General features: G+C 58.9%; 10 protein-coding genes. 8 read left to right on the top strand and 2 right to left on the bottom strand.

Features of this window, described 5'->3' with window-relative positions; translation table 11 throughout:
* Positions 1-156: 156 nt before the first annotated feature.
* A complete protein-coding gene (sfsA, locus tag K6L24_RS17365; RefSeq protein ID WP_062747158.1) occupies positions 157-861 on the bottom strand; it encodes a DNA/RNA nuclease SfsA in 705 nt (234 codons plus the stop codon).
* Positions 862-1,118: 257 nt separating this feature from the next.
* Here sfsA and hrpB point away from each other — a divergent pair, with 257 nt between their 5' ends.
* The 7 genes from hrpB (at position 1,119) to fhuB (ending at position 13,506) form a co-directional block, all read left to right on the top strand.
* On the top strand, positions 1,119-3,569 hold the full coding sequence (gene hrpB / locus K6L24_RS17360) for an ATP-dependent helicase HrpB (RefSeq protein WP_222681678.1): 2,451 nt from the start codon (positions 1,119-1,121) through the stop codon (positions 3,567-3,569).
* Between the two features lie 299 nt (positions 3,570-3,868).
* Positions 3,869-6,397, top strand: a complete 2,529-nt coding sequence (gene mrcB / locus K6L24_RS17355) for a bifunctional glycosyl transferase/transpeptidase (RefSeq protein WP_222681677.1) — start codon at positions 3,869-3,871, stop codon at positions 6,395-6,397.
* Positions 6,398-6,621: 224 nt separating this feature from the next.
* A complete protein-coding gene (locus K6L24_RS17350) occupies positions 6,622-7,350 on the top strand; it encodes an acid phosphatase (RefSeq protein WP_084344212.1) in 729 nt (242 codons plus the stop codon).
* A 235-nt stretch (positions 7,351-7,585) separates the two neighbouring features.
* On the top strand, positions 7,586-9,793 hold the full coding sequence (gene fhuA / locus K6L24_RS17345) for a ferrichrome porin FhuA (RefSeq protein WP_222681676.1): 2,208 nt from the start codon (positions 7,586-7,588) through the stop codon (positions 9,791-9,793).
* A gap of 48 nt (positions 9,794-9,841) precedes the next feature.
* Positions 9,842-10,633: a Fe3+-hydroxamate ABC transporter ATP-binding protein FhuC gene (fhuC, locus tag K6L24_RS17340; protein WP_062747148.1), complete on the top strand. Its 792-nt coding sequence runs from the start codon at positions 9,842-9,844 to the stop codon at positions 10,631-10,633.
* 15 nt (positions 10,634-10,648) lie between these two features.
* Positions 10,649-11,530: a Fe(3+)-hydroxamate ABC transporter substrate-binding protein FhuD gene (gene fhuD / locus K6L24_RS17335; RefSeq protein WP_062747146.1), complete on the top strand. Its 882-nt coding sequence runs from the start codon at positions 10,649-10,651 to the stop codon at positions 11,528-11,530.
* Entirely contained in the window at positions 11,530-13,506 is a 1,977-nt protein-coding gene (gene fhuB, locus K6L24_RS17330; RefSeq protein ID WP_191927791.1) for a Fe(3+)-hydroxamate ABC transporter permease FhuB, read from the top strand. The genes fhuD and fhuB overlap by 1 nt, the downstream gene beginning before the upstream one ends.
* An 89-nt stretch (positions 13,507-13,595) precedes the next feature.
* Here the strand turns inward: fhuB and hemL are convergent, their stop codons facing one another.
* Positions 13,596-14,876: a glutamate-1-semialdehyde 2,1-aminomutase gene (hemL, locus tag K6L24_RS17325; RefSeq protein WP_062747144.1), complete on the bottom strand. Its 1,281-nt coding sequence runs from the start codon at positions 14,874-14,876 to the stop codon at positions 13,596-13,598.
* Between the two features lie 169 nt (positions 14,877-15,045).
* Between hemL and clcA the strand changes: the two genes are divergently transcribed.
* Positions 15,046-16,461 (top strand): H(+)/Cl(-) exchange transporter ClcA, encoded by a 1,416-nt coding sequence (gene clcA, locus K6L24_RS17320; protein WP_187509270.1) that lies wholly within the window; start codon positions 15,046-15,048, stop codon positions 16,459-16,461.
* The last annotated feature ends 34 nt before the right edge of the window (positions 16,462-16,495 follow it).

The following is a 16,495-nucleotide window of genomic DNA, read 5'->3' as shown; positions in this document are numbered from 1 at the left end:
TTATTCCTGAACATGACTTGACAAGCCTGTGAGGAAAAGCGTATTTAGCGCGCGCCCTGTTCATTCATCCGGCACCGCAACAGCATCAGTTTCCTGTATTGACTCAGTCACTTAATGCCCGCTGGGTGGCCGTATAAAAGCAAACCGCGCTACATTTTACAACTCCACCGTCAGGGGCCTGTGCAGGCGGATCCCCTCCGGTGATAACTGCGCCTTATAGCAGAGTAGTTCAACCCCGCTCTGTTGTGCCTGTGCCAGTAGTTCCGCGTAGCGTGCATCAATATGACGCGCCGGGGAAACGTCCTCAATCCCCGAATGCAGAACGGCGAAGAACAGTACCGCCCGATGGCCAGATTGCGCTATTTGTATCAGTTCGCGCAAATGCTTCTGGCCACGCTCGGTCACCGCATCCGGAAAATACCCTTTACCCTGCTGTAACAGCGTCACGGATTTGACTTCAATATAGCAGTTACTGCGATTATCTGCCTGTAACAGGAAGTCAATGCGGCTGTTTTCACTACCGTATTTTACTTCCGGTAACAGCGTATCGTATCCGGATAACTCCGGAATCGTCGCGGCGGTAAGTGCTTCCCGCACCAGGGCATTAGCGCGCAGGGTGTTGACGCAGATCCAGTGTCCCTCCTGGGTTCTCGTCAGTTCCCAGCTGTGCGGATATTTCCGCGTCAGACTGACCGATGTTGAATACCACACGATGTCACCCGGCGTGGCGCAACCGGTCATGGCACCGGTGTTCGCACAGTGGATGGTCAGGGCTTCTCCTTCCGGTGTGACAATATCTGCCAGAAAGCGCTTATAGCGTTTAACCAGCGTCGCTGACTGCAGTCCGGGACTAAACTCCATAGGAATTCCTTATCGTCATTTTCCGCCCGTTAACTCCTGCTGGCGTGGCGTGACACTATTCACACGACACGCCGACGGGCAGTGACCCGAAAATTACGCGGCTTCAGCAGTACAGACTGCGTAGCGTTGCGCATTGATATGACAGGCAGATGACGGGGAACGCAAGGCGGTAAACACCTGCGGCCCCCCGGTCAATCTGCCCCGGAGGATGCTACAATGCCCGCAAGAATTAGACCATGCTGTTATGGAGCAAAAACGTGAGTTTATTACCGGTCAGTGCCGTGCTACCCGAGCTGTTAGCGGCATTGCAGACGTCATCGCAGGTGTTACTGGCCGCGCCCACCGGGGCGGGAAAATCCACCTGGCTCCCGCTACAGATCCTGCAGCAGGCCGGATTTGACGGGCGGATCCTGCTGCTCGAACCCCGCAGGCTGGCCGCACGCAATGTGGCACAGCGGCTGGCTGAGCTGCTGGGTGAGGAACCCGGCGAAACCGTGGGCTACCGTATGCGCGGCGAAAGCCGCTGCGGCAAAAATACCCGGCTGGAGGTCGTCACCGAAGGTATTCTGACGCGGATGCTGCAGCAGGATCCGATGCTTGATGGCGTATCGCTGGTGATCCTTGATGAGTTCCACGAGCGCAGCCTGCAGGGAGACCTGGCGCTGGCGCTGTTGCTTGACGTTCAGGGCGGCCTGCGTGATGACCTGAACGTGCTGATTATGTCCGCAACGCTGGATAATTCACGGCTGCGGGACTGGCTGCCGCAGGCCCCCTTAATCAGTTCAGAGGGACGTTCATTCCCGGTGGAGCGTCGTTATCAGCCGCTGGCAAGCCACCTGCGTTTTGAGGAGGCGGTTGCCCGCCAGGCCAGTCAGCTTTTGCGTGAAGAGTCAGGTTCAATGCTGCTGTTCCTGCCCGGTGTGGCGGAAATCCAGCGCGTGCAAACGCAGCTTGCGGAAAGGGTGGACGGTGATGTTGACCTCTGTCCGCTGTACGGTGCGCTGACACTGGCCGAACAGCGCCGGGCGATCCTGCCTGCGCCCGCCGGGCGGCGTAAAGTGGTGCTGGCAACGAATATTGCCGAAACCAGCCTGACGATTGAGGGTATCCGTCTGGTGGTGGACAGCGCCCAGGAGCGCAGCGCGCAGTTTGATGTGCGCAGCGGGGTGACCTGCCTGCAAACCCAGCGCGTCAGCCAGGCATCAATGACCCAGCGTGCCGGACGCGCCGGGCGTCTTGAACCCGGCATCTGTGTTCATCTGCTGGCAAAGGAGCAGGCTGAACGCGCCGCTGCGCACAGCGACCCGGAGATCCTCCACAGCGATCTTGCCTCCCTGTGGCTCGATCTCCTGCAGTGGGGCTGCCAGGAGGCGGGCCAGCTGCGGTGGCTGGATGCGCCGCCCGCTGCCGGGATCGCGGCAGCGCGGCAGCTGCTGTTGCAACTGGGTGCGACGGACGATACCGGCAGGCTGACGACCGGTGGCCGTAAAATGGCCGCGCTGGGCAGTGAGCCGCGCTTTGCGGCCCTGCTGATGGCCGCCGGTAATGATGCCGGTGCGGTGGCGACGGCGGCGGAGCTGGTGGCAATACTGGAGGATCCGGTACGCGGCAGTGCCGACCTGCGCGACAGCTTCCATCGCCGTCTGCCGCAGTGGCAACGTCGCGCCCGTCAGCTGCAACAGCGACTGAACATCAGCGGCGGACGGCCGGATGAAGATCTGATTGCGCCGCTGCTGGCGGCGGCATTTCCCGACCGTATCGCCCGGCGTCGGGGGGTAGACGGACGCTATCAGTTAGCCAACGGGAGCGGAGCCTCGCTGGATCGTGAGGACGGTTTAACCCGCTATGAGTGGCTGATTGCCCCGGCGCTGCTGCAGGGAAGTGGGCAACCCGACGCACGTATTTTACAGGCGCTGCCACTGGATATCGACAGGCTGATCAGCCAGCGGCCCGGGCTGGTACAGCAGCAGACGGAAGTTGAGTGGGATGAAGAAAAAGGCACGCTGCGCGCCTGGCGACGGGAGCAGATTGGTCAACTGGTGCTGAAATCCCAGCCGCTGGCAAAACCTGCCGAAGATGAACTGCACGCCGCCATGCTGCGCTGGGTGCGCAGTAAGGGCCTGTCGGTGCTGAACTGGACGCCGCAGGCAGAGCAGCTCCGGGTGCGGCTGCGCTGCGCTGCGCAGTGGCTGGCGGAAGGGGAGTGGCCCGATATGCAGGATAGCGCGCTGCTGGCAGCACTTGAGCAGTGGCTGCTGCCGGCCATGCGGGGCATCCGGGATGGCAAAGGGCTGCGTCAGCTTGATCTCACCAGCGCCCTGTTACAACGGCTGACCTGGGCGCAGCGCCAGCAACTGGACAGCCTGTTGCCCACCCACTATGTGGTGCCCACCGGCAGCCGTCTGCCAATTCAGTACGATCGGGACAAGCCCCCGGCGCTGGCGGTACGTCTGCAGGAGATGTACGGTGAGGCGAAAAACCCCTGCGTGGCCAACGGACGCGTGCCGCTGGTGCTGGAGCTGTTATCCCCGGCACACCGTCCCCTGCAGATCACCCGCGACCTGGCGGCCTTCTGGTCGGGGGCCTATCGGGAAGTCCAGAAAGAGATGAAAGGGCGCTATCCCAAACACCTCTGGCCGGACGATCCTGCCAACACCGCACCCACCAGCCGGGTGAAAAGATTTGCTTCCCCGGGAAATGGGAAGTGACAACACTTTTAATCGTAACAATTTAAAAAACGATATTAGGTATCCCGCTGACAAGGCTTGTTTTTTTCTGCGCTGGCCGGCGGGCGATAAAAAAATCAAGGTTAAGCCTGCCGGTAATAAATGGTATTCTGTCGCGCTTTAGCAGGGGGAGTAAGGTGTCAGTGCGATGACGGTGCGTCATCTTCCGACAACCCCTGCGTGTCGGCCAGAGGCTTTCAGAAGGTTCTGGTTCCGCAATTGCCGTCGTGCAACGAGAGTAGTCGGTCTGGCCGACGCCTTCCCCTGGAGAAATAGAAGACATGTCTGACGATCGCGAACCTATCGGGCGAAAAGGAAAACAGCCCCAGCCTGCGCGTAATAAAGCGGGGCGTGGTCGCCGTAAGGAAGAAGAATACGATGACTATGATGATCAGGATGAAGAAGAGGTAACCTCGATGCCACGTAAAGGAAAAGGACGCGCTGCGCGCAAGAAAAGAGGCTGGTTAGGCTTACTGTTTAAGCTTTTCCTGATCTTCGCAGTGGTGATGGCCATTTATGGTTTCTACCTTGATTCCCAGATCCGCAGCCGCATTGATGGCAAAGTCTGGCAGCTTCCTGCGACGGTCTACGGCCGTATGGTCAGCCTTGAGCCCGGCATGTCTTACAATAAAAAAGAGATGATTGCCCTGCTGGAGGGGACACAGTATCGCGAAGTGACGCGTATGACGCGTCCGGGCGAATTTACCGTCCAGGCCAACAGCATTGAGATGATCCGCCGCCCGTTTGATTTCCCGGACAGCAAAGAGGGGCAGATCCGCGCCCGCCTGACCTTCAGCGGCGATGAGCTGACGGACATTAAAAATCTCGATAACGGACGCAGCTTCGGCTTCTTCCGCCTCGACCCGCGCCTGATCACCATGCTGCAGTCACCTAACGGTGAACAGCGGCTGTTTGTACCACGCGCCGGGTTCCCTGACCTGCTGGTGGATACCCTGGTGGCGACGGAAGATCGTCATTTCTATCAGCACGACGGTATCAGCCTCTATTCGATTGGCCGTGCCTTCCTCGCCAACATCACCGCCGGACGCGCTGTGCAGGGTGGCAGTACGCTGACGCAGCAGCTGGTGAAGAACCTGTTCCTGACCAACGAGCGTTCTCTGTGGCGTAAGGCTAATGAAGCCTATATGGCGCTGATTATGGATGCACGTTACAGCAAAGATCGCATTCTGGAGCTGTACCTGAATGAGGTGTACCTCGGCCAGGCCGGTAACGATCAGATCCGTGGTTTCCCGCTGGCCAGCCTGTACTACTTTGGTCGTCCGGTGGACGAACTGAGCCTCGATCAGCAGGCCCTGCTGGTGGGGATGGTGAAAGGTGCCTCCCTGTACAACCCGTGGCGTAATCCTAAGCTGTCGCTGGAGCGTCGTAACCTGGTGCTGCGCCTGCTGCAGCAGCAAAAGGTTATCGACCAGGAGCTCTACGATATGCTGAGTGCCCGTCCGCTGGGCGTGCAGCCAAAAGGGGGCGTGATTACTCCGCAGCCGGCGTTTATGCAGATGGTGCGTAACGAGCTGCAGGCGAAACTCGGTGACAAAGTGAAGGATCTTTCCGGGGTGAAAATCTTCACCACGCTGGATTCGGTGTCACAGGATGCCGCGGAGAAGTCAGTAGAAGAGGGCATCCCGGCGCTGCGTAAACAGCGCGGCGTTAACGATCTGGAAACCGCGATGGTGGTGGTCGACCGCTTCAGCGGCGAAGTCCGCGCGATGGTGGGCGGTGCCGATCCGCAGTTCGCCGGTTACAACCGCGCGCTGCAGGCGCGTCGTTCCATTGGCTCGCTGGCCAAACCGGCGACCTATCTGACGGCGCTCAGTCAGCCGGATACCTACCGTCTGAATACCTGGATTGCGGATAATCCGATCGCGCTGAAGCAGCCGAACGGGCAGGTGTGGAAGCCGCAGAACGATGACCACCGTTTCAGCGGCCAGGTGATGCTTGTCGACGCGCTGACTAACTCGATGAACGTACCGACGGTTAATCTGGGCATGACGCTGGGTCTGCCGCAGGTAGTCGATACCTGGACTAAGCTGGGCGTACCAAAAGATCAGCTTCACCCGGTGCCGGCCATGCTGCTGGGTGCGCTGAACCTGACCCCGGTGGAAGTGGCTCAGGCGTTCCAGACCATTGCCAGCGGCGGCAGCCGTGCGCCACTGTCGGCACTGCGTTCCGTGATTGCCGAAGATGGCAGCGTGCTGTATCAGAGCTTCCCACAGGCCGAGCGTGCGGTTCCGGCGCAGGCGGCTTATCTGACGCTGTATACCATGCAGCAGGTCGCCGATCACGGCACCGCACGTGCCCTGGGCGCGAAGTTCCCGAAAGCGCACCTGGCGGGTAAAACCGGGACCACTAACAACCTGGTGGACAGCTGGTTTGCCGGTATTGATGGCAAAGAGGTGGCGATCACCTGGATTGGTCGTGATAACAACCAGCCTACCAAGCTGTACGGTGCCAGCGGTGCGATGCAGCTCTATCGCCGCTATCTGGAGAATCAGGCCCCGATGCCGCTGATGCTCACGCCACCGGAAGATATCTCGCCGATGAACGTGGACTCCGCCGGTAACTTTGTGTGCGGCAGCGCCAGCAGCAGCTGGCGTAGTCTGCCGGTGTGGACCACTGATGCGAATGCGTTGTGCCAGCAGCAGCAACAGCAGGTTCAGCAGCAACAACAGATGTTGCAGCAGCAGAATCAGCAAAATCCGCAGACTCAGCAGGGACAGCCCGGCCAGCAAAATGAGCAAAAGGATGCTGACGGTGTGGCTGGCTGGATCAAGGATATGTTCGGCCAGTAAGGTCAGTGCTGAATGAAAAAGCCGGGAAACCGGCTTTTTTTTCGCCTGAATCAGGGGGATTTATTAACTATTACGTTTAAAGCTTCGGCGTTAAAGCTTTTGATTTTACATGCTAAATTTCCCTAAATTTCCAGATAGCACCATAAAATAAGATCCGGATCTCTTTTTTGACGGTAATGCTCAGCAAGGATAAGGGCGCTGATTAATTTAAAAGGATCTTAAAAATGAAACACACCATTCTGTTTTCCAGCCTTCTGTTGGGGGGCGTACTGCTCGCTAACATCCCGGCTCAGGCCAAAACCGGCGAGGGATTTACGCCGTTTCATTCTGCCGCCGGTGCGGTAAACAGCCAGTATTATCTGCCGCCTCCGCCGGCCAAAAATGATCCCGCCTTTGCGCTTGATAAAGCAGCCTATCAGGCGGGATACGCAATGAAAGGTACGCCGCGCTGGCAGCAGGCCACGGAGGATGCGCGACTGGACGCGGCCAGTATCGCCAAAACCTTTTCTCCCGCGCTGGGCATGACGCTGAGTGAGGCCCAGACACCCGCGACCTGGGCAATGTTAAAGAACCTGCTGTTGATGGGGGGAACCTACGCGCCTGACGGTGCGAAAGAATATTATATGCGCACGCGTCCTTTTGTCGTTTTTGGTCACCATACCTGCCAGCCCGGTGACGAGGCGGCGCTGCGTAAAAATGGTTCATACCCCTCCGGCCACACCACCTATGGAACCCTGCTCGGGCTGGTGCTGGCAGAGGCGAAGCCGGAACGTGCACAGGAACTGGCCAGGCGAGCCTGGGAGTTTGGCCAGAGCCGGGTCATCTGCGGTGCGCACTGGCAGAGTGACGTCAATGCGGGACGCTACGTCGGGGCCGTAGAGTTTGCCCGCCTGCAAACCCTGCCCGCCTTTATGACGGCATTAAAAGAAGTAAAACAGGAGCTTAATCGCTAATTCTTTCTGCCAGGCCAAAACCCATCCTCTTTTTTTGCCGGGAAATGACGTTTCCCGGCAGTCGAAAATCATGCATTTTTAAGCGATCAGGCCAATGCCCGTGCGGGTTGTGTGGCCAGTTGTGCGGGGCATTTTTCCTTGCAGAGCAGGCTTTGTTTCGCATATTATCCGGCCGTTATAATAATAATTATCGTTTCGTTTCACATTCAACAATCTTTTTTCAGAGAAATGCTAAATGGCCAATCTGCGCGATTTATCCACTGATTTTAACCACGCGAAAACAGCAAAACGGCAGCTGGCGGTGCTTGTCGCTCTGTCTCTTACCAGCGGAACCGCCTTTGCCGCCGAACAAACCATTAACGTCACTGCCACCGCCGGCAGCGAACCGCAGGAAAGTGCCTGGGGTCCGGCTCCGACGATTGCGGCAAAATACAGCGCCACCGGCACCAAGACCGACACGCCTATTGAGAAAAACCCGCAGTCAGTGTCGATCATTACCAGCCAGGAAATGCAGACACACCAGCCTTTATCAGTGAAAGAAGCGCTGGGCTATACCACCGGGGTGATGGTGGGTAACCGCGGTGCGTCGAACGTGATTGATGCCTTATCCATCCGCGGTTTTAGTGAGACAAATACCAATCAGTATCTCAATGGGCTGAAACTACAGGGTGACAATTACTCAGAGTTTGCGGTTGATCCCTATTTCCTGGAGCGCGTTGAGCTGATGCGCGGCCCGACATCCGTGCTGTATGGGAAAAGTAATCCCGGCGGCATCGTATCCATGGTGAGTAAGCGTCCGACCACCGAATCTTTACGTGAGGTTCAGTTCCAGATGGGCACTGATAACCTGTTTTCAACAGGTTTTGACTTTGGCGGTGCACTGGATAATAACGGCGAATTCTCTTATCGCCTGACAGGCCTGGCACGCAGTGCTGATGCGCAGCAGCAGATGAATAAAGAGAAGCGTTATACCGTTGCTCCTTCTTTCAGCTGGCAGCCTGATGAGAACACCAACTTTACCTTCCTCAGCTACTTCCAGAATGAACCGGAAACCGGCTATTACGGATGGTTGCCGCGTGAAGGCACGGTCGTCCCGATTACCGACGCCAACGGCAATCAGCACAAGCTGCCAAGGGACTTTGATGAAGGCGAAGACAGCAACAAGATTTCGCGAAACACCAAAATGGTCGGCTACAGTTTTGACCATGCCTTTAATGATACCTGGACCGTGCGCCAGAACCTGCGTTACGCCCAGATGCGCACCCATTACCTGAGCATTTATGGCAACGGCCTGAATACCGTCAATAACACCATCGATCGAGGTTACGCGCACTCTCAGGAGAAGCTGAATCAGTTTGCCGTCGACACCCAGGCGCAGGCTAAATTTGCTACGGGTCAGGTGGATCACACGCTGCTGATGGGCGTGGATTATCAGCGTTCACGCAACGATATCGATGCTATTTTTGGCGCAGCTGCCCCGCTGGATGCATTGAATCCGGTGTATGGCAACGATCAGCCAACCCTGTTGTATAACCCGTATCAGTACCTGAACAAGCAGGAACAGACCGGTCTTTACGCGCAGGATCAGATGGAGTGGGACCGCTGGGTGTTAACCCTGGGCGGGCGCTATGACTATCTCACCATGTCAGCATTCGATCGCAACGCCAGTGAAAACAAAACCCACGATCAGGCCTTTACCTGGCGCGGTGGGGTGAACTATGTCTTCGATAACGGCATCGCCCCTTATTTCAGCTACAGTGAGTCGTTTATTCCTAACAGCGGCACCACTCTGGGTGGAGAAACCTTTACGCCCTCACGCGCCAAACAGTATGAAGCCGGCGTGAAATATGTGCCGAAAGATCGCCCGATCGTGCTGACCGGGGCGATTTACCAGTTGACCAAAAACAATAACCTGATGGGTGACCCGGCGGCACCGCTGTTCAGCGTACAGGGCGGGGAAATTCGCTCACGTGGTTTCGAGTTTGAAGCTAAAGCTGCGGTGAATGCCAACATCAATGTGACGGCGTCCTACAGTTATACCGATGCGGAATACACTGAAGACAACTATCTGCGTGGCAAAACGCCGGTGCAGGTGCCTAAGCATATGGCGTCCCTGTGGGGCGATTACACCTTCAATGAGACGGCACTCTCCGGCCTGACGCTGGGAACCGGGCTGCGCTATGTGGGTGAAAGCAAGGGGCTGTATCGCCATCAGGACAGCAACGGCGATAAGCAGGACCAAAACTTCGACGTCGCAGGCTATACGCTGGTTGATGCCGCGGTGAAATATGATCTGGGGCGGTTCGGCCTGCCAGGTTCTTCCATTGGCATCAATGTTAATAACCTGTTTGACCGTAATTATGTTGCCAGCTGCTACCGTGAGCACGCCTGCTACTGGGGCGCGGAGCGCCAGATTGTCGGCACGGCCACCTTCCGTTTCTAAATGTCTAACCGGGTGCGGTTCACCGCACCCGCCAATCAGAAGATCACCATGCAACAGCACTCCACCGAAACGACCTTCAGCCTGGACCGTGTCAGCTTTAGCGTGCCAGGCCGCACCCTGTTACAGCCGCTGTCGCTGGCCTTTCCCGCCGGGAAAGTCTGTGGCCTGATCGGCCATAATGGTTCCGGAAAATCGACCCTGCTGAAAATGCTGGGGCGCCATCACGCGGCATCGTCAGGGCAGGTACTGCTTAACGATCGGCCTGTGGCCAGCTGGCAGAGCAAGGCATTTGCGCGCGAAGTCGCCTATCTGCCACAGCAACTGCCTGCGGCGGAAGGTATGACGGTACGTGAGCTGGTGGCGGTGGGGCGCTACCCCTGGCACGGCGCGCTGGGCCGTTTCGGCGTGGACGATCGGGAGCGGGTCGAAGAGGCGATCGCCCTGGTCGGGCTGAAACCTTTTGCCCAGCGGCTGGTGGATAGCCTGTCCGGGGGAGAACGTCAGCGTGCGTGGATCGCCATGCTGGTGGCGCAAAACAGCCGCTGCCTGCTGCTGGATGAACCCACCTCCGCACTGGATATCGCCCATCAGGTAGACGTGCTGGCGCTGATCCAGCGTCTCAGCCGTGAACGCGGCCTGACGGTGATTGCGGTGCTGCACGATATCAATATGGCGGCGCGTTACTGCGACCATCTGGTCGCGCTGCGCGGCGGGGAAATGATTGCCCAGGGCGGGCCGGAGGCGATCATGACCGGGAGCGTGCTGGAACAGATTTATGGTATTCCGATGGGGATTTTGCCGCATCCGCAAGGTGGAGCGCCGGTGAGTTTTGTTTATTAAATATGGGATGTTGTGATGCCGGATATTTTGCGTCGCCGTCTGCTGACGGCACTGGCCTTTTCCCCCCTGCTGGCACAGTTTCCCCTTATGGCCCATGCCTCGGGTGAGCAGCGCATTATTGCGCTGGAATGGTTACCGCTGGAGCTGCTGATGGCCCTTGGCGTGATCCCTGCAGGGGCTGCCGAACTGAATGGTTATCGGCAGTGGGTGGGTGAGCCTGTTCTGCCCGCATCGGTGGTGGATGTCGGGCTGCGTACCGAACCCAATCTTGAACTGATTACCCAGATGAAACCGACGCTGATCCTCTATTCCCAGGGGTACGGTCCGGATCCGTCACGCTTTATGCGTATAGCACCGGGGCTGGGTTTCACCTTTAACGAGGGGGGAACGGGCAAGCCGCTGACCAGCGCGCGTCGCTCGCTGATGGTACTGGCGAAACACATTGGCCGGGTTCCCCAGGCGGTGGCGCACCTGGCCGATCTGGATAGTCAGATGGCACGACTGAAAAATAAACTGGCCCATCGTCCGCCGCGCCCACTGCTGTTGCTGTCCATTGTTGACCCGCGCCATGTGATCGTTTTCACCGCCAACGGACTGTTCCAGGAAGTGCTGGATAATCTGGGGCTGGAAAACGCCTGGAAAGCAGAAAGTACTTTCTGGGGGAGCGTGATTGTGGGCATTGAAAGACTGGCCGATTTGGGCGATGTCGATGCCATCGGCTTTGAGCACGATAATCAGGCGATTGTTGACGAGGTCACCTCGACGGCGCTCTGGCAATCGCTGCCGTTTGTCCGTAGCGGCCGTTTTAAAGCCATGCCCCGGGTATGGTTCTATGGGGCCACACTGTCAGCCATGCAGCTGATTGACAGCCTTGACCATGCACTGGAGGTGAAATGATGCGTCATTCTCGTTTGCCGCTCCTGCTGCCTGTCGTGCTGTTTGCTGCGGCACTGGCCCTGACACTGGTCAATCTGCAGCAGCGCCTGCCGCATCAACTCTGGCTGACGGCGCTCCTGACCCCGGATAACAATCGTATTGAACAGATGGTGTTTCACTACAGCCTGATGCCGCGCCTGACGCTGTCACTGCTGGCAGGGGCGGGGCTGGGGCTGGTCGGTCTGCTGTTTCAACAGGTGCTGCGCAATCCGCTGGCCGAACCGGCGACCCTGGGCGTGGCCAGCGGGGCCCAGCTGGGGTTGACCGTGGTTACGCTTTGGGGCGTCGCGGGTGGCATGGTTACGCAGCAACTGGCAGCCATGACGGGAGCGGTGCTGGTAGGGATCGTCGTCTTTGGCGTCGCCTGGGGTAAACGCATGTCGCCAGTCACACTGATACTGGCAGGGCTGGTGGTGTCGCTGTACTGCGGTGCGGTGAACCAGATCTTCGCCATCTTCAATCACGATCAGCTGCAGAATATGTTTCTGTGGAGCAGCGGTTCGCTGAATCAGATGGACTGGAGTAACGTGGCGTTCCTCTGGCCGCGTCTGTTGGTGGGGCTGTTGCTGACCCTGCTGCTGCTGCGTCCGATGACCCTGATGGGCCTGGACGATGGTGTGGCAAAGAATCTGGGCCTGGCCCTTTCGCTGGCGCGCATCGGCGTGCTGGCACTGGCGATTTTAATCAGCGCCTCGCTGGTCAATGCGGTGGGTATTATCGGTTTTGTCGGGCTGTTTTCGCCGCTGCTGGCGAAGATGCTGGGCTTCCGTCGTTTGATCAGCCGTCTGATGCTGGCCCCGATCATCGGCGCACTGCTGTTGTGGCTGGCGGATCAGACGGTGCTGTGGCTGACTCCCCATATGGGTGAGATCTCCACCGGGACGGTGACCGCCGTCATCGGTGCGCCGCTGCTGTTGTGGCTGCTGCCACGCCTGCGAACCGGCTCTGTTCCACCGGCGATGGATCAGGGAGATCGTGTGCCTTCCGAGCGGCAGAACCTGCTGTGGTGGGCGGCGATCGGTGGCGGCGTCCTGCTGCTGCTGATGGCGGTGGCGTTAAGCTTTGGCCGCGATGCGCATGGCTGGGTGTGGGCCAGCGGTGAACTGTGGCAGCAGCTGTTACCGTGGCGCTGGCCGCGGATGGTGGCAGCGATGGCGACCGGAATGATGCTGGGCGTCGCGGGCTGTGTTGTACAGCGGCTGACCGGTAATCCGATGGCCAGCCCTGAAGTGCTGGGGATCAGCTCCGGTGCGGCCTTTGGCGTGGTGGTGATGCTGTTTATCGTGCCGGGCGATGCCTTTGGCTGGCTGCTGCCTGCGGGCAGCCTGGGCGCCGCGCTGACCCTGCTGGTGATCTCGGTGGCCGCCGGGCGTGGCGGTTTCTCCCCAGAGCGGATGCTACTGGCAGGGATGGCTCTGAGTACCGCCTTTACCACGCTGATGATGCTGCTGCTGGCCAGCGGCGATCCGCGTATGGCGAATCTGCTGACGTGGATTTCCGGGTCAACCTATAACATTGACGTCCTGCAGGCGAAGCGCACGCTGATCATCATGGGGGTTCTGCTGGCGCTGGTGCCGCTGTGTCGCCGCTGGCTGACCATACTGCCGCTGGGTGGCGCGACCGCCCGGGCGGTCGGGATCGCGCTGACGCCCTCGCGGCTGGCGCTGCTGCTGCTGGCCGCCGTGCTGACCGCTGCGGCGACGCTGACTATCGGCCCACTGAGCTTTGTCGGGCTGATGGCGCCGCATATTGCACGGATGCTCGGTTTCCGCCGGGCCTTACCGCAGCAGGTGATGGCCGCGCTGCTGGGAGGCGGAGTGATGGTGGCGGCTGACTGGTGTGGAAGGATGCTGGCTTTCCCGGATCAGATCCCGGCTGGGCTGCTGGCGACCTTTATCGGCGCGCCGTACTTTGTCTATCTGCTGCGCAAGGTGTAAAAAAGGGCCGACCGGAAAAGGCCGACCCTGCGGGTGATTTACGGCAAGGCCGGGCCGGGCAACGTTTTTGCCCGGCCCGTTATTCCGCTTTACAGCTTTGCAAAGCTGCGGCGTGCGGCATCAATCGTGCGCTGAATATCTTCCGGGCTGTGCGCCAGTGACATAAAGCCCGCTTCAAAGGCCGAGGGTGCCAGATAGACACCCTCTTCCAGCATCAGATGGAAGAAACGCTTGAAGCGCTCCACGTCGCACTTCGTCACATCCGCATAGCAGGTGACGCTTTCCGCATCGGTAAAGAACAGCCCGAACATGCCGCCAACATGGTTAACCACGAAGGGAATTTTTTCCGCTTTTGCCGCTGCCAGCAGGCCGTCGGCCAGCTGCGTGGTCAGACGCGTCAGCGCCTCATGCGTGCCCGGGCGGGCCACTTCGGTCAGACAGGCAAAGCCGGCCGCCATCGCAATCGGATTGCCGGACAGCGTACCGGCCTGATAGACCGGCCCGGTAGGGGAGAGCGCGTCCATCACTTCGCGGCGGCCACCAAAGGCACCGACCGGCATCCCGCCGCCGATGATTTTACCGAGGCAGGTCAGATCGGGCTTAACGCCATAGTGAGCCTGAGCGCCAGCGAGCGCCACGCGGAAGCCGGTCATGACTTCATCGATAATCAGCAGGGCGCCAAACTCGTCGCACAGCGCACGCAGGCCAGGCAGGAACGATGGCAGCGGCGGGATGCAGTTCATGTTGCCCGCAACCGGCTCCACGATGATACAGGCGATCTCTTCCGGGTACTGCTCAAAGGCGGCGCGTACCGTCGTGAGATCGTTGTAGGTGCAGGTGAGGGTGTGTTTAGCAAAATCGGCCGGAACGCCCGGGGAGTTTGGCTGGCCCAGCGTCAGTGCGCCTGACCCTGCCTTGACCAGCAGGCAGTCAGCGTGGCCGTGGTAGCAGCCTTCAAACTTAATAATTTTGTCGCGATGGGTGAAACCTCTCGCCAGGCGAATCGCGCTCATGGTGGCTTCGGTGCCGGAGTTGACCATACGAACGGTATCCATGGTGGGGACCAGTTCGGTCACCAGCGCCGCCATTTTGACTTCCATCTCCGTCGGTGCACCGAAGCTCAGGCCGCGCTCGGCCGCTTCAATCACCGCGTGACGGATGGCGGGATGATTATGGCCCAGCACCATCGGGCCCCACGAGCCGACATAGTCGATGTAGGCTTTGCCATCCACATCGTACAGCAGGGCACCGTCAGCACGTTCGATAAACAGCGGCACGCCGCCAACGCCGTTAAAGGCTCGCACCGGTGAGTTTACGCCACCGGGAATTAACTGCTGCGCCTGAGCGTACAGGTTTTCAGACTTACTCATGGAACCGCTCCTGATCATTCATGGAAAAACCCGTCTATTCTAAGGGAACTTGGCGGAGCAGCCAAAGACTGATGCTGGTTATGACACGATTAGAGAGAATTAAAGCGCGGGTGTTCATGGCGGGAACGGTTAGTATATTGACCCATCTTTACCCTGAAATGAACGAACGATGAAACAGCAATCGACTTCTACCGATGAGCTCAACGTGGTGCCTGTGCGTCGCGGTGATTTTCTGCGTCTGCTGCTGCGGCGTGATAAAACCCCACTGACCATTCTGGTCATGGCGGGTATGGTTGGCACGCTGACCGGCCTGGTTGGGGTGGCGTTTGAAAAGGCAGTAAATCGAATCATTTTCCTGCGAACCAGCGGAGTGCTCGCCTTCGAAGGCCAGCCGCTGGTCATGATCGTGCTGGCCTTTTTCGCCTCAGCCCTGCTGGCCGCAGGCGGCTATTACCTGGTACGGCGTTTTGCGCCCGAAGCGGCGGGGTCGGGTATCCCTGAAATTGAAGGTGCGCTGGAGGAGCTGCGTCCGGTGCGCTGGTGGCGGGTGATCCCGGTGAAATTTATCGGCGGCATGGGCACGCTGGGGGCCGGAATGGTACTCGGGCGCGAGGGGCCGACGGTGCAGCTGGGGGGGAATATCGGCCGGATGCTGCTGGATATCTTCCGCATGAAAAGTACCGAGGCCCGCCATTCGCTGCTGGCGACCGGTGCGGCGGCGGGTCTGTCGGCGGCCTTTAACGCGCCGCTGGCCGGGATCCTGTTTATTATTGAAGAGATGCGTTTGCAGTTCCGCTACAGCCTGATTTCCATTAAGGCGGTGTTCGTTGGCGTGATTATGTCGAGCATCGTGTTCCGTATTTTTAACGGGGAACACGCGGTGATTGAAATTGGCCGCCTCGCCGATGCGCCGGTGAATACGCTGTGGCTCTATCTGCTGCTCGGGATGATATTTGGCGTCGTGGGCGTGGCGTTTAATCAATTAATTTTCCGTATCCAGGATCTGTTTCAGCGTCTGCATGGTGGTCGTTTAAGCAAGGTACTGCTGGTGGGGGCCTTACTGGGGGGCGGATGCGGAGTGCTGGGCCTGCTGTTACCGGCGGCTGCCGGGGGCGGTTCCAGCCTGATCCCGCTGGCGGCGGCGGGCAATTTCTCCATTGGGATGCTGCTGTTTCTGTTTATTGTCCGGCTGGCCACCACGCTACTCTGTTTTTGTTCTGGCGCCCCCGGCGGTATTTTTGCCCCGATGCTGGCGCTGGGCACGCTGCTGGGCACGGCATTTGGTCTCTGTGCGGCCGCCTGGCTGCCGGACTATCATCTGCAGGCTGCGACGTTTGCCATCGCCGGTATGGGCGCGCTGTTTGCCGCTTCTGTCCGTGCCCCGCTTACCGGCATCGTTCTGGTGCTGGAGATGACGGACAACTATCAGTTGATCCTGCCGATGATCATTACCTGCCTGGGGGCGACGCTGCTGGCCCAGTTTCTCGGTGGGCAACCCTTGTATTCTTCTCTGCTTGCCCGCACCTTAGCGAAGCAGCAGCAGCGTGAAAACGAAGCCGTTACCGCACAGGGTGGTACAGCCTGAACTTGATTGCGATGGCAGTGTGTTAGATAATGAC

The organism is Erwinia persicina (assembly GCF_019844095.1).
Taxonomy (GTDB): Bacteria; Pseudomonadota; Gammaproteobacteria; order Enterobacterales; family Enterobacteriaceae; genus Erwinia; species Erwinia persicina.
Note: the sequence above shows the minus strand (reverse complement) of the source record. Positions and strands in the feature narration are given on the sequence as shown.